Below are 19824 nucleotides of genomic sequence, written 5' to 3'. Positions count from 1 at the left end.
AATTTTCAGTCTGTTTAACCGAAGGCGGTTTCGGCGACAACGTCCAACATGTTGTCCATCAATAAACCGCTGGCCGCGACAAGCGCGCCATGGCGATAATCGCCCGTCTCATTGTTGCGCAAGCCATAGGTCAGCGGCTTGCCGGTTGCCGTCAGGACGTGACCGCCCGCCTCCGCAAGAATGAGATCGGCCGCCGCCAGATCCCAGTCATGGGAATTCGGCCGGACGAAGGTCCCGGCAATGTCACCCCGGGCAACCATGGCAATGCGATAGGCCAGCGAGGCGATGTAGGGCGCGGCAATCATGGATTGCTGGAAATGGTCCGGCAGCTTCTTCAGGAATGGCCCGGGCCCCGCGACCTTGAACGGAACGCCGCTGGTGCTGACATGAATGGCTGTGCCGTTCTGTTCAGCCCCCTGCCCTGGAAGCGCTGTGATCGTCTCGCCGCGTGCCGGACATTCGAGCACACCGGCCACCGGCCGGCCATCCTCGATAACCGCCACGCTGACGCACCAGACATCCGACCCTTCGATGAAAGCGCGCGTACCGTCGATGGGATCGACGACGAAAAAGCGCCGGCGCGCTGTCGCCGCGCGGTCATCGAGGGTTTCCTCGGAAATCCAGCCATAATCGGGCCGGGCCGTCAGAAGCATGTCCTTGAGATACTTGTCCGCCGCAAGATCTGCCTCGCTCACCGGCGAATTGCCGGTCTTCATCCAGACCTGCGGGTCCTGGCGGAAATAGGACAGGGCGATACGCCCGGCGCCTTCCGCCGCTTCCCGGATCAGGGCTAAATCATCGCGATTTTTTTCATTTGCCGGCAAGAGTCATGCCTTCGATCAGGAGTGTCGGACTGGCGACGCCAAAGTTACGGTCAATATCGTTCGCCGCGACCATGTTCAGGAACATATCCTTCAGGTTGGAGGCAAGCGTGACTTCACTGACGGGATAGGCCAGTTCGCCATTTTCAATCCAGTAACCGGACGCGCCACGGCTGTACTGCCCGGTAATCATATCGACGCCTTGACCAAAAAGCTCCGTGACATAGAAGCCATTGCCGACAGCGCGGATCAGGGCCTCCGGCGTTTCATCCCCAGGTTCAATGGCAAAATTGGTGGACGACGGAACAACGGTCGACCCCGACCGCACACCGCGGCCATTGGTGCTCAGCCCCAATTCCGCAGCCGTTGATGTGGACAGGAACCAGTGCTTCAAAACACCGTTCTCGACCATGGTCAGTGCTTCGCCTTCAATTCCTTCGCCGTCGAAGGGCCGCGAGGACGAGCCGCGGATGCGCAGCGGATCATCGGTGACATTGATGCTGTCCGCGAGAATCTTCTGGCCCATGCGATCTTTCAGAAAACTGGTCTTGCGCGCAACGGATGCGCCATTGATGGCGCTGGAAAGATGGGACGCGATGCCGCGTGCCACGCGCGGGTCGTAAACCACATTGACCACGCCGGTCTTGGCCTGCCGGGCGCCAAGGCGTTTGACGGCGCGCGCCGCGGCAGAACGGCCGATGGCTGCGGGGTCATCGAGCGCATCGAAATGCTGGCGCGAGGAAAAATCATAGTCGCGTTCCATCCCGGTACCCGTGCCGGCGATGGCGCTGACCGAACGGGAAAAGCGCGACCCCATGTAATGGCCGACGAACCCGCCCGATGTCACCAGAACCATGCCGCCGAGCCCGGCGGAAGCCGACGCACCGCCGGAATTGGTAACGCCGTCAACTTCAAGGGCAGCAGCCTCCGCGGCCAATGCGTCCTCGGTCAGCCGCGCTGCCGCAACGACCGTCGGATCATAAAGATCGAGGTCGCGGATATCGCGCACCAGATTGGCTGGATCAGCCAGGCCTTCAAACGCATCGTCCGGCGAAACCCTGGCCATGGCGACGGCGCGCTCGGCCAGAATTTTCGGGTCGGAACCGGCGGTTGCCGATATGCTTGCCACTTTCCTGCCAACAAAGACGCGCAGGGAGAAATCGTCACTTTCCGACGATTCGGTCGCCTCGACCTTGCCAAGCCTGACGCTGACCCCCGTGGACCGCGAACGCACGACAACCGCATCGGCGGCGTCGGCTCCGGCCCGGCGGGCGGCTTCGACAAGCGCAGCAGCATTGTCAACGAATTCGCGGGAATTGGCCGGCTCGATCATATTCATCCCTAGAGTTGATTGCATGATAGGATGCAAGGACATATCTGACCAATGATCAGACAATGCACTGCCTCCTATATGGTGCAAATTGGGGTCTATCAAGGCAAACACTGGTAACATTCGCAACAGACTGGGTCAGGCTCATGCTTTCACAAAGCGGCAATCTCTACTTTCAGGCTCTGGCTCTGTTGGCTGGGGCGATCATTGCCGCCCCGTTGTTCAAACGGCTCGGGCTTGGGACGGTGCTGGGTTATCTCGCGGCGGGCCTGCTGATCGGGCCGCTGGCGAATCTCATCACCGATGGCGAACAGGTCCTGCATTTTTCCGAACTGGGCGTGGTTTTCCTGCTGTTCGTGATCGGCCTGGAGTTGAAACCCACGCGCCTGTGGAACATGAGGCATGCGATTTTCGGCCTCGGCGCGGCGCAGGTCATTGTTTCCGGTGCGGCATTGACCGGGCTCATCCTCGCCTTCCATCTCGTCAACTGGCAGGCGGCTCTGGTCATCGGCTTCGGCCTTGCCCTGTCGTCCACGGCGTTCGCCATGCAGATCCTGGAAGAGCGCGGCGAGACCAATATGCCGCACGGGCAGACATCCTTCGCCATCCTATTGTTCCAGGATCTGGCGATCGTTCCCTTGCTGGCCATGATTCCCGTGCTTGCACCCGGTTCCGCCCAGCATCAGGCGGATCCGCTTGGTAAATTCCTCATCGCCATCGTCTGCATCGGCGCCATCGTTGCGGTGGGCCGCTATCTCCTCAATCCGCTGTTCCGGTTCATCGCCAATACCGGCGCACGGGAAGTGATGATTGCCGCCGCCCTGTTCGTCGTGCTCGGCGCCGCGCTGCTGATGCAGTTTGCCGGGCTGTCCATGGCCATGGGCGCGTTCATCGCCGGCGTCCTTCTGGCCGAATCGTCCTACCGGCACGAGCTGGAGGCGGACATCGAACCGTTCCGCGGCATTTTCCTCGGCCTGTTCTTCATGGCCGTCGGGCTGTCGATTGACCTCAAGGTCATCCTTGCCGACTGGGAAGCGATTCTTCTTGCGGTGCCCGTGTTCATGGCGGTGAAGGCGCTTGTCGTCTACATCCTCGCGCGGCTGTTCCGATGCAATCACAATGATGCGACCCGCATCGCGTTCTTCCTGCCGCAGGGCGGTGAGTTCGGCTTCGTCCTGTTCACCACGGCGGCGGCGGCCGGATTGCTCAGCACCTCGACGGCATCGGAGATGATCGCGGTGGTCACGCTGTCAATGGCCGTGATGCCGCTGTCGGTCGCCCTTGGCAACCGCTTCCTTGCCGACGCCCATGCGGAAGAACAGATCGACGAGGATTTCGACGGTGCTGCCGGTGCCGACGTACTGATGATCGGCTTTTCCCGCTACGGGCAGATCGCGGCGCAGATCCTTTTGGCGGGCGGCACCAGCGTCACGCTGATCGATGCCTCGGCCGACCGCATCCGCGCCGCCTCGAAATTCGGCTTCCGCATCTATTTCGGCGATGGCACGCGCAAGGAAGTGCTGGAGGCAGCCGGTATCCGCCAGGCGAAAATCGTTGCCATCTGCACACACAAGAAGGAGACCACCGACCGGATCGTCGAGCTCATCCAGTCGGAATATCCCGATATCAAGCTGTTCGTGCGGTCCTATGACCGGGGCCACACGCTGAAACTGCGCGCCCGCGGCGTGCAGTACGAATTGCGCGAGACCTTTGAATCAGGCTTGCTGTTCGGCCGCCGCACACTTGAAGAGCTCGGAACCAGCGAAGATGTGGCCTACGAGATCATGGAGGACATCCGCCGCCGTGACGAGGATCGGCTGCACATCCAGGCCGCCGAAGGCTTGATGGCGGGCAATGACCTGCTGCTGACACGCCCGGTCACCCCGGAACCGCTGATCAAGCCAACGCGGGAATCCAAGCGTATCGATACGGAAGAGATGCTTCCCGATCCCGAGCCGGCGGAGTGAGGTCGGTAAGACTACGGATTCTGATGAAACCGTGATCCTGATAAAAGGTGACGAACGTACACTCAGTCAGGCTCATTTATCATGGTGACATTCGCTCTTGCAGCCGCCGACAAACCAAAACCCGCCCTATATCGCGGGTTTCGGACAGGAAAGCTCAACCGTCTCGCCATGGCACTCCTGTGGTATGGCATGGCGGCGTTCGGAATAGGTTTCTGGTGGGCCGTCTATCTCGAGGTCCTGTCGTTCTTGTGAATGGACACGGCCAACGGAACAGGCCACCTCTTGATTATAGGCCGCTATTCCTGTTCGGCATGTTCCGTATAGGCAATGGCGGCATCAACAGCGCGCTTCAATTCATCTTTGATACCGATCGACTCGTTCAGCACCTGTTCGACCCGCAGAAAATCCAGCACGCCAAACCGGGCAACGCTGGGCCGCAGGAAAATTGCCGGCGGATCGGTCCGCAACCGCGTGGCGATGATCGACTGCATCATCAGCTGGCTTGCGCCGAACATTGCGTCAATCGACGACGGAAACTTGCGGCCGTCGCCTTCCGGGCCGCCGACCACATCGATACCGATGACGAACTGAGCCTTGTCCTTGAGATGATCGAAGGGCACCGGATTGTAGATCCCGCCGTCGATCAGCACACGGTCGTCGCGGCGCACCGGACGGAACAGCGCCGGGATGGCCGCGGAAGCGGCTATGGCGTTGAAGAGATCACCCTGATGGATGGGAATTTCCCGTTGACCGTAAAAATCCGTTGCGGTGACGCTGAGCGGAATGGGCAGTTCCTCGAACGTATCGGGTATCTGTTCCGGCAGAAAGGTCTTGAGCAGCTTTTCGATGTTGAACTGGCTGAAGCGGATGCCGCCGCCGAACATTTCGCCAAAGGTCGCCGGGCGCAGGCGCCAGAGCCGCGCCGCGATTTCGGCGCGCCGGGACAATGTTGCCACCGCATAGTCGCGTATGTCCCGGCCGGACATGCCCGCTGCCATGCCCGCGCCCATGATGGCGCCGATGGAAGAACCGGAAATGGCGACCGGCCTGATGCCGAGTTCGTCCAGCGCCTCGATGACATTGATATGCGCCAGTCCCCTCGCCCCGCCGCCACCAAAAGCAACCGCAAAGCTTGGCGAACAGCTGACGACGCTGGTTCCCGCAGAACCGGAAACACTTTCGAGATCGCGTGCGCTCATGACATATCCCCGGCTGATCAGGATTGGGGCGGCCCGATGATCAGAATGGCCGGATCGGTTTCAAGCAGTTTGCGCGCCGCTGCCTTCACCTGATCCAATGTCACAGCATTGATCAGATCCGCGCGCTTGTCGATATAGTCGCGGCCCAGATGCTCATCCTGCAGGCCGATCAGCGTGCTGGCGACGGCCGATGACGAATCCAGATTGTTGATGGCATAGGAGCCGACGAGATATTTCTTGGCCTCGACCAATTCCTGCTCGGTCGGACCGTCCTTGGCCATGCGGGCAACCTCATCCTTGAGGATCTGCAGGGTTTCCCCGGACCTGTCGGAGCGGGTTGCCGTGGATATGGTCAGGGCTGCCATGTGATCCCTGCTGATGAGGGCGGAACCGGCGGAATAGGCAAGGCCGCGCTTCTCGCGCACTTCGCTGTAAATTCTCGAGGAGAAGGTACCGCCGCCCAGAATGTGATTCATGATGTAGGCCGGGAAGAAATCCGCATCCTGACGCCGCACGCCCGGATAGACCATGGAAATGGATGTCTGCGGCAGGGGATAATCGACGCGGGTTGTCTTGCCCAAGGCCAGCTTGGCATCGCCAATCGGATCAAGCTGGGCTTTGTCCGGCAGATCGCCAAACACCTTGTCGAGCAGCGGTCCCAGCTGTTCCGGACTGATTGCACCGACAACGCCGACAATGAGATGGTCACGGGCAAAGACCCGCTTGTGATAGGCGGCGAGATCATCGCGGGTGATCGATGCCAGGCTGGCTTCGGTGCCCTGCGACTGGCGGCCATAGGGATGATCGCCATACAGCGCTTCGGCGAACTTGCGGCCGGCGATGGTATTCGGATCGCGCTCGGCGGCCTTGATGTTGGCAACCACCTGCTGGCGGATGCGGTCGATCGGCGCCTGATCGAAGCGTGGCTCATTGACGGCAAGCGCCAAGAGATCGACCGCTTCATCGCGCTTGTCGGCAAGCATGCGCATGGCGCCGGAAATACGGTCATCCTCGGCATTGAAAGCCATTTCAGCGCCGACATCGTCGAGCTTTTCCTGAAATGCATCGGAATCGAGATCGCCGGCGCCCTCGTCGAAAAGCCCGGTCATCAGATTGGCGAGGCCTTCCTTGCCCTTGGGGTTCTGCGCCGAACCGCCCTCGAAGGAAAACCGCAGGGCAATCAGCGGAACGAAGTCATCCTGCACCAGCCAGGCACGAATCCCCTTGGGAGAAACGACTTCCTTGATTTCCACCGCATAGACCGGTGCCACGGCGAGGATGACCAGCAGCAAGGCGGCGGCCATCCGGTTGAAAGCGGGTGTCAACAGGCGGATCATTGGATGACTCCCTCGGTCTGTGGTTGCATCGGCGCGGTCTCACCCGTCGACGGTATATTCTCGTCAGGCTTGCCGTTCTCCGGCATCAGGTAACTGGTCACCGAGCGCGAATCGACGAGATAGCGCTTGGCCACGTCCTGAATATCCTGAACCTTCACCGCCTGGATGCGATCCGGCCACTCCTGAATGTCCTTGATCGTCTGACCGGTCGACAGCGTCGAGCCATAGATGCGGGCCATGCCCGCCTGGCTGTCGCGGGCAAAGATAACGCTCTTCAGAAAGCGGTTGCGGGCTTTCTCCAGTTCATCTGATGTAATGCCGTCCTTGATGATGCGGGCAATCTGCGCATCCACGCCGGCTTCCACCTGCTGCAGGGAGGCTGAACCGCGCGGTGCACCATAGACGGCAAATGTGCCGTCATCGAGCGCGCCGCCCTGGTAATAGACGCCGGCGCTGGCGGCCAATCCATCCTGCACGACCAGCGCCTGATAGACGCGACTGCGCGTGGACCCGCCGAGGATTTCGCTCAGAAGATCAAGCGCCTCGGCTTCACCGGGCTTGGCATTGTTATAGGATGGCACCAGCCATATTTTCTGGAAGCTTGGCTGCGATACGCGCGGGTCGGCAAGGGATACGGTGCGCTTGGTGTTCTGTTCCGGTTCCTGCGGCCGCATGCGTTTGCCGGGTTCCGAACGGCGCGGCACCTTGCCATAGGTCTTTTCCGCCAGCGCCTTGACCGCCGCTGCATCGACATCGCCCGAGACAACCAGCGTCGCATTGTTTGGCGTGTAGAATTTTTCGTAGAAGGCGAGCGCATCCTTGAGGTTGAGCTGCTGCATCTCGTGCAACCAGCCGATAACCGGGAAGCGGTAGGGGTGGTTCTGATAGAGCGTCGCGTTGACCTCTTCCGACAACAGGGCAGCGGGATTGGTATCGGTGCGCGACCGGCGCTCTTCGAGCACCACGTCGCGCTCGGTCTTCACCACATCCTCGTTCAGGATGAGGTTTTCCATGCGGTCCGCCTCATAGGTCATGACCATTTCAAGCGCCTGCGGCGACACTTGCTGGAAGAAGGCGGTGTAATCATAGGAGGTGAACGCATTCTCACGCCCGCCGATTTCAGCCACCTTGCGGGAGAATTCACCGGCCGGATAGGTCTTGGTGGCCTTGAACATCAGATGTTCGAAGAAATGCGCAATGCCCGACTTGCCCGGATCTTCGTCGGCCGATCCGACATGATACCAGAGCATATGGGTGACGACCGGCGCGCGATGGTCGGGTATCACTACCACTTCGAGACCATTGTCCAAACGGAAGGACGAGACACCGGCACTATCGGCCTTTTGGACCTCCGCGGTGAGCTGCGCCATCGTCTGGGCGTGTGCGGGAAGAATGAAACCGGCGGTCGATACTGTTCCGGCCAAAACCAATGCCGCAATGGTACGGCTCACTATTTGCGACATCAATCTTCCTTCGCAATTCTGTTCAAAGCCGGAAGTTTTCCGGTCCGGTCGTTTGCTTAGCCGCTCAACGTGACAAATCGTATGATTGTTCCGCCGTAGTGGCGTTCTTCGGCCACCGAGAATCGCGAATCCAGGTTGATCACGGCTTCGGCCTCTTCTTCAAGCACGAGAAGTGTGTCGGGATTGAGCCAGCCGCCTTCAAGAGCGGATTTGAAGGCGAGTTCGCCCAGGCCCTTGCCATAGGGCGGGTCGGCAAAAACGAGATCGAACGGCTCGATCGTGCCGGCATCGCCGAGTTTGGCGGCATCGCGGCGGAAAATCTTGGTGTTGCCCAGCAAACCGAAGGCTTCGACATTGGTGCGGATCAGGCCGCGCCCTTCCGTCGACTCCTCAATGAAGACGCCATAGCGCGCGCCCCGCGATATGGCTTCAAGCCCCAGGGCGCCTGTTCCGGCGAAAAGATCCAGCACGCGGGTCGCTTCAAACTTTTCGGGATAATTGTGCACCAGAATGTTGAACAGGCTTTCCCGCGTCCGATCCGTCGTCGGCCGGATGGCATTGGTATTCGGCGTCGCCAATGCCCGCCCGCGAAATTTGCCGCCGACAATCCGCATCAAGTCCACGCCTATGGCTTGGGCTTGCGTGGCGGACGGCCTGCGCCGCCGCCGGAACCGCCGCGCGGACCTTTGGGAGCACCCGACGGCGCACCACGCGGTGCCGCGCCTTTCGGTCCGCCATAGGGCCGGTCACCGGAGCGGCCATCCTGCCGGGTTGGGCGACCGCTGGTGCCATATGGACGTTCGGCGCGATTGGGGCGCTCGGACTGGAAAGACGGTTTGCCGCCGGCGGCTTCCCGCTCCTTCAGTTCGGCGCGTTCGCGCTTGCCCACCCGTGGCGGGCGCGGTGGACGCGGGCCATCGCGAGAACCTTCCGGCCGATCCGATCCGAAGGAACGCTTCGGACGCTCGGCCCGCTCGTCATCGCCGCGGGGCGGACGCGGGGAATAGCTGCGCGGCTTGTCGCCGCCCGCATAGGCACCGGCAGGACGTTCACGCTGCGGCCGGTCACCCGCAGGACGCGCGGAACCTTCCTCGAAACGGCGCGGCCGTTCCGTGCGCGGTGCATCGGAATGGCGGCGCTCGCCACGCGGTTCGCCGGTCTTTGCCTTGGGTTTGCCAACCGGGCGTGCACCCGGCGCCATCCAGACATTGGCCGAACGGGCACGTGGAGGCGCGGCCTCTTCAGCCTTTGCGCCGCGCGCACCCTTGGGGCCAGCGGCATCGCGCGGCTTGCGGTCGTCCGCACGCGGTGCACGGGCCGGACGTTCATCGCGGCCGCCGCGTGCATCGCGCGAGGCTCCTGGCCGTTCGCTGCGATCGGTCGTCAGGCGCGACAGGCCTTCTTCGCGCCTTTCGTCCTTGGACTTGCGCGGGCCACGGCTTTTCGCCACCGGTGCACTCGATATCCATTCGGAGGAACGGCGTGCCGGACGATCGGCAGCCGGCTGCTGTACCGCTTCGCCCTTCACCGCATCGTTGGAAAAGACATTGATGATCGGCGCCTCGAAATCGGCACCGGATTCTTCGATCAGGCGCTCACCAAGCTGGTCACGCAGGGTGCGGCCGTTCATCTCCCGCACCGAACCCTCGGGCAGATCACCAAGCTGGAACGGGCCATAGGAAATGCGGATCAGGCGATTGACGGACAGGCCAAGCGCACCGAGCACATTCTTGACTTCGCGGTTCTTGCCCTCGCGCAAGCCCATCATGATCCACACGTTCGAACCCTGCTCGCGTTCAAGGGTGGCTTCGATCGCGCCATAGAACACGCCTTCGACGGCAATGCCGTCTTTCAGCGTATCGAGCTTTTCCTGGGTCACGCTGCCATGGGCACGCACGCGGTAGCGGCGCAGCCAGCCGGTGGACGGCAATTCAAGCGCACGCGACAGGCCGCCATCATTGGTCAGCAGCAGAAGACCTTCGGTATTGATATCCAGGCGTCCGACGGAAAGGACACGCGGCATATCCTTCGGCAGGGATTCGAAAACCGTCTGGCGTCCTTCCGGATCGCGGTTGGTTGTCACCAGACCGGCCGGCTTGTGGTAAAGCCACAGGCGCGTGCGTTCTTTCTGCGGCAACGGCTTGCCGTCGACTTCGATGCGGTCTTCGCGCTTGACATTGATCGCGGGGCTGGCGAGCACCTTGCCATTGACCGAGATACGGCCTGCAGCAATCATTGTCTCGGCTTCGCGGCGCGAGGCTATCCCTGCGCGGGCAAGGCGCTTGGCAATGCGCTCGCTGTCGTCGACCGGCGCTTCCTCATGCGATGATCTGCGCGGACCGCGCGTCGCGGGATCCCGCGCTCCGTCATCGAACTTGCGCGGAGCCGGACGGCCACCGCGGCCGCCATCGGCGCCCTTCTTGTCGAAGCTGCGCTTTTCAAAGGGACGTTTACCGCCCTTTCCGTCATCATTTGAACTGGTCATGGAATGTTTGCCTTTCAGCGGGGCTAACTACCAGCTATGACGGCAGCTTGCGAGTAAATTCTGGACCATGAGTGCAGCGTGAACCAAAAAACTGATCCTATGGGACCCATGGACCTTGCCCTGGCCGAGGCGAAGGCAGCGGCAAAACGCGGCGAAGTGCCCGTCGGTGCCGTTCTGGTGAAGGACGGCGTGGTTCTGGCCCAGGCCGGAAACCGCACCCGGGAACGCAACGATCCCACCGCCCATGCGGAGATTCTGGTCATCCGGCAGGGCTGCGAAGCGCTGAACGATGAGCGTCTGACGGGTTGCGATCTCTATGTCACGCTCGAGCCGTGCACGATGTGCGCTGCCGCCATTTCCTTCGCCCGTATCCGGCGATTGTACTACGGAGCGCAGGACATCAAAGGCGGCGGAGTGGAAAACGGTGCGCGATTTTTTGCCCAGCCCACCTGCCATCACGCGCCGGAGGTCTATTCCGGCTTCCGCGAGCAGGAAGCTGAAACCATCCTCAAGGAATTCTTCCGCGCAAAAAGGCTCTAATTGTCGGCGCGTATCCGGGTGGTAAAGTCTTCCGCCTTGTCGGCATCCATGGCGCGCTGGTTGATCGAAGCCGCCTCGATCTCCGCTTCAAGCGGCTTGTTCCGGTCAATGGCGCCGAGATCATAGAGATAACCGGGCAGGTAACCGGAGAGGATGACGCGGTAGTCCAGCGGCACACCGGGGGTGATTGCCCGGATCATGTCAAAGATCACCGTTGTGCAATTGGCCGTCACCGTATTGTAGAATTGCGCCTGCTTGGACAACCGGTTGCCGGTATCGAGGTAGGAGAGAAACAGCGCCTGCCGCATTTCCGGCGTCAGGTTGACCCGATACCGATACACATCCTCCTTGCGGATATTGCTGCGCAGCCGGATGATGTCACGCTCGTCGGCGGCGATCATCGCCAGCTCGAACTGTTTGAAAAAGCCGCCGATTTCCGAGAACTGCTCGTGCCGCTTCTTGCGGATCTCGGCCGAGAAAACCACCTGATCACCATTGTTGAAACCGAAACTCACCAGCGTATGCGCAATGGCCGGGCTCGACCAGTACGACAGAAACACATCAACCGAAGCCAGATTTTCCAGATCATAGGACCGGACTTCCCAGCGCGGCGTGTAGTCCGTCTGGCTGCGCCATTCGAAATTGCGGACATTGGCCAGCGTCACATGATTGCCGACCAGTGTTCCCGTGACGGTCTGCGCCACATCATCCGCCCAGATGCGATTGAGCGACGGGGTTATGGTGCTCCACCAGAACAGGAGGGCTGCCATGACCGGAATGAGCACAATCAGGGCGCGCCGCACCCGCCCCGTTACCTCGAGCCAAAGAACCACAAGCCCGATCAGGACCCAGACAATCACACCGCCCGTCACACCGGGCAGGTCGAGAGGAAGTTGATACCAGAGCGCAAATCCGCCCCAGAAAAAACCGAAGGCTGTCAGGAGAATGAGAATAATCAATCCGGGAAGACGCAAAAGACGCAAGATCGGTGGCCCTCAACTGACAAGCTGTGACGCAATAGTCCCGGTACATCAAGGCAAAGGCAAGACGCTTTCTGACGTCCCAAAAAGAAAGGCTCCCTGAAGGAGCCTTTCACGTGTCATGCAGCGGTTCAAATTCCGGTGGCATCAATTCCAGGGAATGAGGTTCTTGAAGCTGAAGCCCTTGTCCTTGCGGGCAGCGGCCTTGCGGTCGCGTTCCTTCTTGGCTTCGTCTTCGCCAAGCTCATCGGCAGCGGCCGTCGGTGCCGGGGCGCGATAGGCCAGCGGCGGCTCGCTCAGATAACGCCGCGTGGTCGCCGAACCGGCGGTCGAAGCAAGGCGGCGAGCGCGGAATTCCGCAGACTGCTTGCTTGCCGTGCTCACGCCAGAGGGCGGCGGGTTTCTGTCGTTGTAGACGCCGTGCTCGCCATTATCGACAGCCCTTGTTGCGGGCGGCGTGTCATTTTCGATTTGCGGCACATAGTTGGGATTGTTCTGATTGGCCGTAGCGTCATCACGCAAACGCTTGCGCCGCTGTTCCGGTGATTCCGGCCACTTCGCAGCGTTCGCGGCGACGGCATTTTCCTGTGGCGCCGGCAATTGGCCTGGCTTGCCAGCGACAGGGCGAACGAGATCCGGGCGCGGATTATAGGTTATCGGGTCTTTTTTCTTGGGACTGAACGAAGCGATATTGGAAACGTCGTCCAGCAACTGGCTGCCAGATGTCTTGTTGGTGCCATAGGTTGGTGACGACATGCACCCGGCCAGCGTCAAGGACGCCAGCATTGCACCAAGAACCGTAATACGTCCGTTCAAATCCATACTCGCCACTTTCGCCTCAAGCTCATATTGCCGACTCCGCCGAGTCAATATGCTTGATCAATGCCCTGCCTGTTAAATCAGGCAACTCAATGGCAAGCCTTTTACATGAGGCCTGTCCCAATAAGCAAGCCGAAGCAACCTATTGTTAAGCAAAATGCGGATCATCCAGAGAATGATCCGCATTTATACACTTAAATGGCGAGTTTGCCGAGTTTTGCCAGTTCATGCAGTGCCGCCGCATCGCGGGCCGACACATCCGGATAGGCCGGATCAGATCCGACATCATGGGTATAACGCCATGAACGGGCACATTTTGTACCCGATGCGCGCTCCGGAACGACCGCCACGCCCTTCACGTCCTCGGCAATGAAGGCCCCGGCCGGAGCTGCTTCGTTCCTGATCGTGATGGCGCTGGTGATGCAGATTTCAGCCATATCGAGATCAGAAACGGCAGCGAACAATTCCGGATCGGTGACAAAGACCACCGGCGCAGCCTCAAGCGACGAACCGATGCGCTTGTCCGCCCGCTCCAGCTCCAGCGCGCCTGTGACGGCCCGCCGGACATCGCGCACCTTGCGCCACTTCTCGGCGAGAGCTTCGTTCTTCCATTCGGACGGCGTCGCGCGGAACTGCTCGAGATGAACCGAGACGGCGGCGGGATACTGGTCGAGCCAGGCTTCCTCCGTGGTGAACGGCAGCATGGGCGCAAGCCAGGTTACCAGACGGTCGAACAGGTGACGTACAACCTGCAGGGACGCACGGCGCTTGATGCTGGACGGCGCATCGCAATACAGCGCATCCTTGCGGATATCGAAGTAGAACGCCGACAATTCGACGTTCATGAAATCGATGAGGGAACGCGTGATGCGCTTGAATTCGAAGGCATCATAGCTCGAGCGGACCACCTCATCGAGCTCGGCGAGACGGTGCAGCATCAGCTTTTCAAGTTCCGGCATATCAGCATAGGCGATTTCATCCCCGGCATCGTGGGCCAGGGTGCCAAGCATCCAACGGATGGTGTTGCGCAGCTTGCGATAGGAATCGATGTTCGTCTGGATGATGTTCTTGCCCAGACGCTGGTCTTCCCAATAATCCGTGGTCATGACCCACAGGCGCAGGATATCGGCGCCGGAATCCTTGATCACATCCTGCGGCGTGACCGTATTGCCGAGCGACTTCGACATTTTGCGCCCCTCCTCATCCATGGTGAAACCATGGGTGACGAGGGTGTTGTAGGGCGCACGTCCACGGGTACCGCAGCTTTCCAGCAGCGACGAGTGGAACCAGCCGCGATGCTGGTCGGAGCCTTCCAGATAGACATCGGCAGGCCATTTCAGGTCAGGACGATCTTCCAGCGTGAAGACATGGGTCGAGCCGGAGTCAAACCAGACATCGAGAATGTCGCGCACCTGCACCCACGGCTCGTTTGCCTTTTCGCCAAGAAAACGCTCGCGCGCGCCTTCGGCAAACCAGGCATCGGCGCCTTCCTGCTCGAATGCTTCGAGAATGCGGGCATTGACCGCATCGTCCTTGAGCACGTTGCCATTCTCATCGGCAAACACGCAGATCGGCACACCCCAGGCGCGCTGACGCGACAGGACCCAGTCGGGACGGTCTTCGATCATGGCACGCAGCCGGTTCTGGCCGCCGGCGGGTACGAAACGGGTCTCGTCGATCGCCGCCAGGGCGCGCGAACGCAATGTGGTCAGATCGCCCAGATCCTTGTCCATATAGACAAACCATTGCGGCGTGTTGCGGAAGATCACCGGCTTCTTCGAACGCCATGAATGCGGATACGAGTGCTTCAGCCGGCCGCGGGCAAACAGCGCACTGCGCGCGATAAGCTCCTCGATGACGGCCTTGTTGGCATCGCCCTTCTTGCCGTTGTCGTCGATGACGCGCGCGGCGCCGCCGTCGCGGTCCGGCCCAAAACCCGGAGCGTCCTTGGTATAGAAACCGGCATCATCAACGGTGAACGGGATAGCCGGAGAAATACCCTTCGCCTCGAGTTCACGCGCAGCAGCAGTCCAGGCGTCAAAGTCCTCGCGGCCGTGGCTTGGAGCAGTGTGCACGAAACCGGTACCGGCATCGTCGGTGACGTGATCACCGGCAACCAGCGGAACCACAAATTCATAACCGCCGCCCAGCCCCTTGAAAGGATGCGCCAGGGTCATGGCGGCAAACTCGTCGGCCGAAACGGTCTTGATCCGCTTGAAGGTCAGCTTGGCCTTGGCCGCGGATTCCTCCGCAAGCGCATCGGCGAAGATCAGCCTTTCGCCCGGTCGGGGTCCAAAATCATTTTCTGCGGTTTCGACCTCGTAAAGCCCATAGGCAATACGCGGGGAATAGCTGACCGCACGGTTTCCCGGGATGGTCCATGGTGTCGTGGTCCAGATCACCACATGCGCCGCGCCAAGATCGCCCGCGCCATCTGCGACCGGGAATTTCACCCAGATGGTGTCGCTTTCATAGTCCTGATACTCGACCTCGGCTTCCGCCAGCGCCGTGCGCTCGACCACCGACCACATCACCGGCTTCGAACCGCGATAGAGCTGGCCCGACATGGCGAATTTCAGCAATTCCCCGGCGATGCGGCTTTCCGCATGGAAAGCCATCGTCGTGTAGGGATTGTCGAAATCGCCCTCGATGCCGAGGCGCTTGAATTCGGCGGACTGGATCTTGATCCAATTGGCGGCGAACTCACGGCACTCCTTGCGGAATTCGTTGATCGGCACGTCGTCCTTGTCCTTGCCCTTGGCGCGGTACTGTTCCTCGATCTTCCATTCGATCGGCAGGCCGTGGCAATCCCAGCCGGGAACATAATTGGAATCGAAACCGCGCATCTGGAACGAGCGGGTGATGACGTCCTTAAGGATCTTGTTCAGCGCATGGCCGATATGGATATTGCCATTGGCATAGGGAGGACCGTCATGCAGCACGTAGAGCGGGCGCCCCTTCCCGTCTTCGCGCAATTTCCTGTAGAGATTCATCTCACCCCAGCGCTTGACGAATTCCGGCTCCTTGGCGGGCAGGCCGGCGCGCATCGGAAAATCGGTCTGCGGCAGATAAAGTGTTTTCGAATAGTCGAGTGGGTTGGCGGTGTCGGTCATTTTTCCAGCTTGTGAACAGGCCCGCGCGTGATCGCAGCAGGCAAAGATGTGACGAAAATCAAAAAAGAGCGCGATGGCGCATCCGGAAAACCCGGACCTTCCGCACCCGCAAGCCTAGGCTTCAGGCAAACCGGAAGGCCGGGCCAGTAATTCGTGGTGTCTGAAGCGGTATGGACTGTGCAAGGGTCCAGGAAACAGTTTTCATGAGCGCGCTTTTAGCAATCACTGCTTCCAGAATAAAGGGGCTGACGCAATAAACTTCGCGTCAGCCCGATATATCGATCAAAGCGCGAAGTCGAAACGGTAGGTTGCCTGCAGGCCGAAGGTCGCCTGATTGGCCGACCCGCGCTCCTTGACGATGCTGGAATCGGCCGCCGGTCCCATCAGGCGGCTATACTCCGCATAGGCACTGGTTTCGATCTTGTCCGTCGCCTTCCAGGTGATCTGACCGCCGAGACCAAGCGATTTCAGACCGCCGCCATCGGGACGGTAGGTCGACAGGCCGGATGCAGCCGCTTCCGTCGGGTTCACCCCGTAATACTGCTTGAAGTAATCCCGCGACGCTACGGTGGCGCGCGGCCCGGCCGAAACGCGCACAGTCGGCGTCAGGTCCTTGAAGGCATCGACGGCAAAGTCGGCAACGACGCCGTCATGCGAACCGATACCGCGACGCACCTCGACACGGCCGCGAATATTGTCCGTCGGATAGAATTCGGCGAAGCCGCCCACTTCGACACCCCAATCGACATCATGCACGCCCTTGAGATTCGCGTCGCCGCTGTCGCGGCCGGTGATCAGCTTGCCGGTGATACCGGTGCGGAACACGCCTGTATCGATCAAGCCGATCGACGCATTGTCATTGAGGGAGCTGAAACGGGCGGCGGCTCCGGCACGGCCCAGCGAGATAACCGGCGCGGCCCGCAGAAGATAGTCTTTGGCGCCTTCATAGCGCGGGGCGATGAAGCCTTTGGCACCGAGAGTCAGGTACCAGTCACCCGACCACCAATGCTGGCGAGGCGCAGCCGCCGTCTGGTTCTGCTGGCCTTCGTAATAATAATCATCGGCAGAGCCCGGGACGGCACCGGCAAGTATAAGGGCGCCCGAAAGAGCGGCGACGAGACGAACATGCATGAAATCACTCCAAAATTTCGCCTGGGAGGGCGGCAGATTTGAGAATGACGCTAGCGAAGGATAGATAAAATTGGATTTATTCTTATGGTAAACAATTTACCGTTTCATCGAAAATTAATCGTGTCGTCCAGAGCGGATAACGGTTTCACCCCCTGCAACAGAGCACGCGCTTCTTCCTCGTCGCGCCTGATCTGCTGCATCATCGGCTCAAGCCCGTCGAACTTTTCCTCGCCGCGCAAATAGCCGAAGAACGAAACCGCACAGATTTCGTCGTAGAGATTGCCGGTGAAATCGAAGACATAGGTTTCGAGCAGCGGCGCGCCATCGGTATCCACGGTCGGCCTGCGGCCAAAGCTGGCCACACCGTCGTGGAGCGTGCCGTCCGCACGGCGAAAACGCACGGCATAAATGCCTTCCTGCAGATGCGTCTCGGGTGGCAGCACCATATTGGCCGTGGGAAAGCCGATCGTGCGGCCAAGCTGCTTGCCATGCACCACTTCCGCGCGAATCCGGTGGCGGTACCCCAGGAGGCCCGACGCTTCGACAATGTCGCCCGCACCCAGAAGTTCGCGGATGCGGCTGGATGAAATGGCCTGCCCGCCCTCGTCGCGGAACGCATCGACGAGCGTGACCTGAAAGCCGCGCTTTTCCCCGGCATCCATGAGAAAGGCCGGACCGCCCTGGCGTCCCTTGCCGAAGTGGAAGTCAAACCCCGCCACGATGCGGCTCGCTCCAAGACCGGCAACGAGAATCTCGTCCACGAACACATCGGCCGTAAGCTGTGAGAAGTCCCGGGTGAAATGGCATTCCACCACCGCATCGAAACCGAGCGCTTCCAGGATGGAGGCTTTTTCCGCTGCGGGCGTCAGCCGGTCGACCGGCTGATCCGGCATGAAGACGCTGCGCGGATGCGGCTCGAAGGTGAGAACCAGCGAAGGCTTTCCGGCGGTGTGGGCGGCATCAAGCGCCCGCCCCAGAACAGCCTGATGGCCGCGATGCACACCGTCAAAATTACCGATCGCCACCACGGCGCCCTTCAGATGCTGCGGCAGATGCGAAGGGTCGGTCAGGCGTAGAATCGGCATGGTGCGTGTACCTCAGGCGAGAGCCGGCATGGTGGCAACTGGATTGCTGCCATGCTTCTTGAGAAAGCCGAGCAGCTTTTCCAGATCAAATATGCCGCCTCTCACATAATCGCCGGCGTGAATGCCGCCGGATATATAGAGCACATCGATTCCGAAGAGATCGGCGCCCTTCACATCCGTCAGCATGCCGTCACCAATGGCGAGCACGCGCGCAAGGTCGACAGGCCCGCCGCGCACGGCCTCCGCCGCGGCAATGGCCGCTTCGTAAATGGGGCGATGCGGCTTTCCGGCAATGAGCGTGCGCCCGCCCAACTGGCCATAATCGCGCGCGAGGGCACCTGCACACCAGATCAGCCGGTCGCCGCGCTCGACGACGATGTCGGGATTGGCGCAGATGAACGGCAGGTTGCGCGAGCGAAAGCGCGTGAGCATGTCGGCATAGTCGTCCGGACCTTCGGCATCATCATCGAAAAAGCCGGTGCAGACCACGACATCCGCTTCACGCTCTTCGGTGAGCTCGACATCAAGCCCTTCATACAAGGTTTCATCGCGTTCCGGCCCCAGATGAAACACGCGGCGCGGCGCGTTGCGGATCAGGTCGCGCGTGACATCGCCCGATGTGACGATGCGGTCATAGGCGGCGTCGGGTACACCGAGCATCTTGATCTGCTGGGCCACACCGGCAAATGGCCGCGGCGCATTGGTGATCAGGATCACCGTCTGCCCGGCTTCCCGCGCCTGCTGCAACGCATTGGATGCGGCCGCGAAGGAATCAATACCATTGTGCAGAACACCCCAGACATCACACAGGAGAACATCATAACGGTCTCTGAGCGCATCGAGACGCTGCAAATGTACCATGTCGGTCATGCCGATCCTTTCAGATTGCCGGAGCGAATAAGATGGCATCGCTTAGCCGATAGCGGCAATCGTGTCACCTGTGATTGTCGCTTCTGGCTCTTCAGCTCATCTGGAATGTGGCAGAACAATCGTGCGTGGTTCGACAAGCTCACCATGAGGGAGGTGGTTTGATTGCAGCCCACAAACTTCCCTCATGGTGAGCTTGTCGAACCACGCACCCCTGGTAATCACGCTGCAGCCTTGACGTAGCCGCGGCTGGCCAGCCGGTCACCGCATTCACCGAGCACATCGACCAGCGTCTTGAGGCGCCACCCCTCCTCCGTCAGGCTGTATTCGACACGCACCGGAACCTGCGGAATGATCGTGCGGGTCACGTAGCCGGCCTCTTCGAGTGCGCGCAGGTCAAGGGTGAGCATGCGCTGCGAAATTTTCGGCATGTCACGGCGCAGTTCGCTGAAACGCTTCGTTCCCTCCAGCAGATAGTAGATGAGCAGGATGCGCCAGCGCCCGCCCAGCACCAGCATGGCATTTTCGACGGGGCATTTGGAAACCAGATCTTTCATGACGACCATTCCATCTGATTGTTGGTATAAAATTTGTACCAACATGACATTTTTGTGCCTTCTTTACAATAGTGACCGATATCGCCATCTTCATTTTCACCGCGGTATGACATTCAAAAAATGAGGAAAT

Annotated in this window: 17 protein-coding genes; 3 read left to right on the top strand and 14 right to left on the bottom strand. The window is 60.4% G+C overall.

Translation table 11 applies throughout. The annotated features are described in order from the left end of the window. Nucleotides 1-14: 14 nt before the first annotated feature. Entirely contained in the window at nucleotides 15-824 is an 810-nt protein-coding gene (locus ACIQWS_RS03230; RefSeq protein ID WP_403170134.1) for a 3'(2'),5'-bisphosphate nucleotidase CysQ, read from the bottom strand. Then, nucleotides 811-2154, bottom strand: coding sequence for a TldD/PmbA family protein (locus tag ACIQWS_RS03225; RefSeq protein WP_403170131.1), 1344 nt, complete (start codon nucleotides 2152-2154; stop codon nucleotides 811-813). The genes ACIQWS_RS03230 and ACIQWS_RS03225 overlap by 14 nt, the downstream gene beginning before the upstream one ends. 143 nt (nucleotides 2155-2297) lie before the next feature. Between ACIQWS_RS03225 and ACIQWS_RS03220 the strand changes: the two genes are divergently transcribed. Both ACIQWS_RS03220 and ACIQWS_RS03215 read left to right on the top strand, forming a co-directional pair. Beyond that, nucleotides 2298-4118, top strand: coding sequence for a monovalent cation:proton antiporter-2 (CPA2) family protein (locus ACIQWS_RS03220; protein WP_403170128.1), 1821 nt, complete (start codon nucleotides 2298-2300; stop codon nucleotides 4116-4118). An 81-nt stretch (nucleotides 4119-4199) separates the two neighbouring features. Further along, nucleotides 4200-4370: a hypothetical protein gene (locus ACIQWS_RS03215; RefSeq protein WP_346307501.1), complete on the top strand. Its 171-nt coding sequence runs from the start codon at nucleotides 4200-4202 to the stop codon at nucleotides 4368-4370. Between the two features lie 44 nt (nucleotides 4371-4414). Here the strand turns inward: ACIQWS_RS03215 and ACIQWS_RS03210 are convergent, their stop codons facing one another. The 5 genes from ACIQWS_RS03210 to ACIQWS_RS03190 are packed head-to-tail and all read right to left on the bottom strand — an operon-like array spanning nucleotide 4415 to nucleotide 10602. After that, nucleotides 4415-5317, bottom strand: coding sequence for a patatin-like phospholipase family protein (locus ACIQWS_RS03210; RefSeq protein ID WP_346307502.1), 903 nt, complete (start codon nucleotides 5315-5317; stop codon nucleotides 4415-4417). A gap of 17 nt (nucleotides 5318-5334) precedes the next feature. Further along, a complete protein-coding gene (locus tag ACIQWS_RS03205; RefSeq protein WP_346307503.1) occupies nucleotides 5335-6654 on the bottom strand; it encodes a pitrilysin family protein in 1320 nt (439 codons plus the stop codon). Further along, nucleotides 6651-8117, bottom strand: coding sequence for a M16 family metallopeptidase (locus ACIQWS_RS03200; protein ID WP_403170124.1), 1467 nt, complete (start codon nucleotides 8115-8117; stop codon nucleotides 6651-6653). The genes ACIQWS_RS03205 and ACIQWS_RS03200 overlap by 4 nt, the downstream gene beginning before the upstream one ends. A 56-nt stretch (nucleotides 8118-8173) precedes the next feature. Next, entirely contained in the window at nucleotides 8174-8731 is a 558-nt protein-coding gene (gene rsmD / locus ACIQWS_RS03195) for a 16S rRNA (guanine(966)-N(2))-methyltransferase RsmD (RefSeq protein WP_403177423.1), read from the bottom strand. Between the two features lie 11 nt (nucleotides 8732-8742). After that, a complete protein-coding gene (locus tag ACIQWS_RS03190) occupies nucleotides 8743-10602 on the bottom strand; it encodes a pseudouridine synthase (RefSeq protein ID WP_346307505.1) in 1860 nt (619 codons plus the stop codon). Between the two features lie 108 nt (nucleotides 10603-10710). Here ACIQWS_RS03190 and ACIQWS_RS03185 point away from each other — a divergent pair, with 108 nt between their 5' ends. Beyond that, nucleotides 10711-11142, top strand: coding sequence for a nucleoside deaminase (locus tag ACIQWS_RS03185; protein ID WP_223612392.1), 432 nt, complete (start codon nucleotides 10711-10713; stop codon nucleotides 11140-11142). Here ACIQWS_RS03185 and ACIQWS_RS03180 read toward each other — a convergent pair. The 7 genes from ACIQWS_RS03180 to ACIQWS_RS03150 form a co-directional block, all read right to left on the bottom strand. Beyond that, on the bottom strand, nucleotides 11139-12125 hold the full coding sequence (locus ACIQWS_RS03180; RefSeq protein ID WP_403170121.1) for a DUF4105 domain-containing protein: 987 nt from the start codon (nucleotides 12123-12125) through the stop codon (nucleotides 11139-11141). The genes ACIQWS_RS03185 and ACIQWS_RS03180 overlap by 4 nt on opposite strands. Nucleotides 12126-12269: 144 nt before the next feature. After that, nucleotides 12270-12944, bottom strand: coding sequence for a hypothetical protein (locus ACIQWS_RS03175; RefSeq protein WP_346307507.1), 675 nt, complete (start codon nucleotides 12942-12944; stop codon nucleotides 12270-12272). A gap of 191 nt (nucleotides 12945-13135) precedes the next feature. Further along, nucleotides 13136-16054, bottom strand: a complete 2919-nt coding sequence (gene ileS, locus ACIQWS_RS03170) for an isoleucine--tRNA ligase (protein ID WP_403170119.1) — start codon at nucleotides 16052-16054, stop codon at nucleotides 13136-13138. Nucleotides 16055-16336: 282 nt separating this feature from the next. Then, the gene (locus tag ACIQWS_RS03165) at nucleotides 16337-17185 is read right to left on the bottom strand and encodes a MipA/OmpV family protein (protein ID WP_346307509.1); all 849 of its coding nucleotides are present in this window, start codon (nucleotides 17183-17185) and stop codon (nucleotides 16337-16339) included. A 104-nt stretch (nucleotides 17186-17289) separates the two neighbouring features. After that, complete coding sequence (locus ACIQWS_RS03160; protein ID WP_403170115.1) at nucleotides 17290-18270, bottom strand: bifunctional riboflavin kinase/FAD synthetase; 981 nt, start codon at nucleotides 18268-18270, stop codon at nucleotides 17290-17292. Between the two features lie 12 nt (nucleotides 18271-18282). Continuing rightward, on the bottom strand, nucleotides 18283-19131 hold the full coding sequence (locus tag ACIQWS_RS03155; RefSeq protein WP_403177413.1) for a TIGR01459 family HAD-type hydrolase: 849 nt from the start codon (nucleotides 19129-19131) through the stop codon (nucleotides 18283-18285). Between the two features lie 227 nt (nucleotides 19132-19358). Next, nucleotides 19359-19694: a helix-turn-helix domain-containing protein gene (locus ACIQWS_RS03150; protein WP_288192067.1), complete on the bottom strand. Its 336-nt coding sequence runs from the start codon at nucleotides 19692-19694 to the stop codon at nucleotides 19359-19361. Between the last annotated feature and the right edge of the window lie 130 nt (nucleotides 19695-19824).

Source organism: Phyllobacterium sp. NPDC097923, from assembly GCF_044760925.1.
In the GTDB taxonomy this organism is placed as follows: Bacteria; Pseudomonadota; Alphaproteobacteria; order Rhizobiales; family Rhizobiaceae; genus Phyllobacterium; species Phyllobacterium calauticae.
This window is presented reverse-complemented; position numbering and strand designations above follow the sequence as displayed.

Coding starts and splice junctions, on each gene's coding strand:
- ACIQWS_RS03155 (WP_403177413.1), bottom strand. CDS start 19,131: ATGGTACATTTGCAGCGTCTCGATGCGCTCAGAGACCGTTATGATGTT.
- ACIQWS_RS03190 (WP_346307505.1), bottom strand. CDS start 10,602: ATGACCAGTTCAAATGATGACGGAAAGGGCGGTAAACGTCCCTTTGAA.
- ACIQWS_RS03150 (WP_288192067.1), bottom strand. CDS start 19,694: ATGAAAGATCTGGTTTCCAAATGCCCCGTCGAAAATGCCATGCTGGTG.
- ACIQWS_RS03205 (WP_346307503.1), bottom strand. CDS start 6,654: ATGATCCGCCTGTTGACACCCGCTTTCAACCGGATGGCCGCCGCCTTG.
- ACIQWS_RS03160 (WP_403170115.1), bottom strand. CDS start 18,270: ATGCCGATTCTACGCCTGACCGACCCTTCGCATCTGCCGCAGCATCTG.
- ACIQWS_RS03165 (WP_346307509.1), bottom strand. CDS start 17,185: ATGCATGTTCGTCTCGTCGCCGCTCTTTCGGGCGCCCTTATACTTGCC.
- ACIQWS_RS03210 (WP_346307502.1), bottom strand. CDS start 5,317: ATGAGCGCACGCGATCTCGAAAGTGTTTCCGGTTCTGCGGGAACCAGC.
- ACIQWS_RS03215 (WP_346307501.1), top strand. CDS start 4,200: ATGGTGACATTCGCTCTTGCAGCCGCCGACAAACCAAAACCCGCCCTA.
- ACIQWS_RS03175 (WP_346307507.1), bottom strand. CDS start 12,944: ATGGATTTGAACGGACGTATTACGGTTCTTGGTGCAATGCTGGCGTCC.
- ACIQWS_RS03220 (WP_403170128.1), top strand. CDS start 2,298: ATGCTTTCACAAAGCGGCAATCTCTACTTTCAGGCTCTGGCTCTGTTG.
- ACIQWS_RS03185 (WP_223612392.1), top strand. CDS start 10,711: ATGGACCTTGCCCTGGCCGAGGCGAAGGCAGCGGCAAAACGCGGCGAA.
- ileS (WP_403170119.1), bottom strand. CDS start 16,054: ATGACCGACACCGCCAACCCACTCGACTATTCGAAAACACTTTATCTG.
- ACIQWS_RS03200 (WP_403170124.1), bottom strand. CDS start 8,117: ATGTCGCAAATAGTGAGCCGTACCATTGCGGCATTGGTTTTGGCCGGA.
- ACIQWS_RS03225 (WP_403170131.1), bottom strand. CDS start 2,154: ATGATCGAGCCGGCCAATTCCCGCGAATTCGTTGACAATGCTGCTGCG.
- rsmD (WP_403177423.1), bottom strand. CDS start 8,731: ATGCGGATTGTCGGCGGCAAATTTCGCGGGCGGGCATTGGCGACGCCG.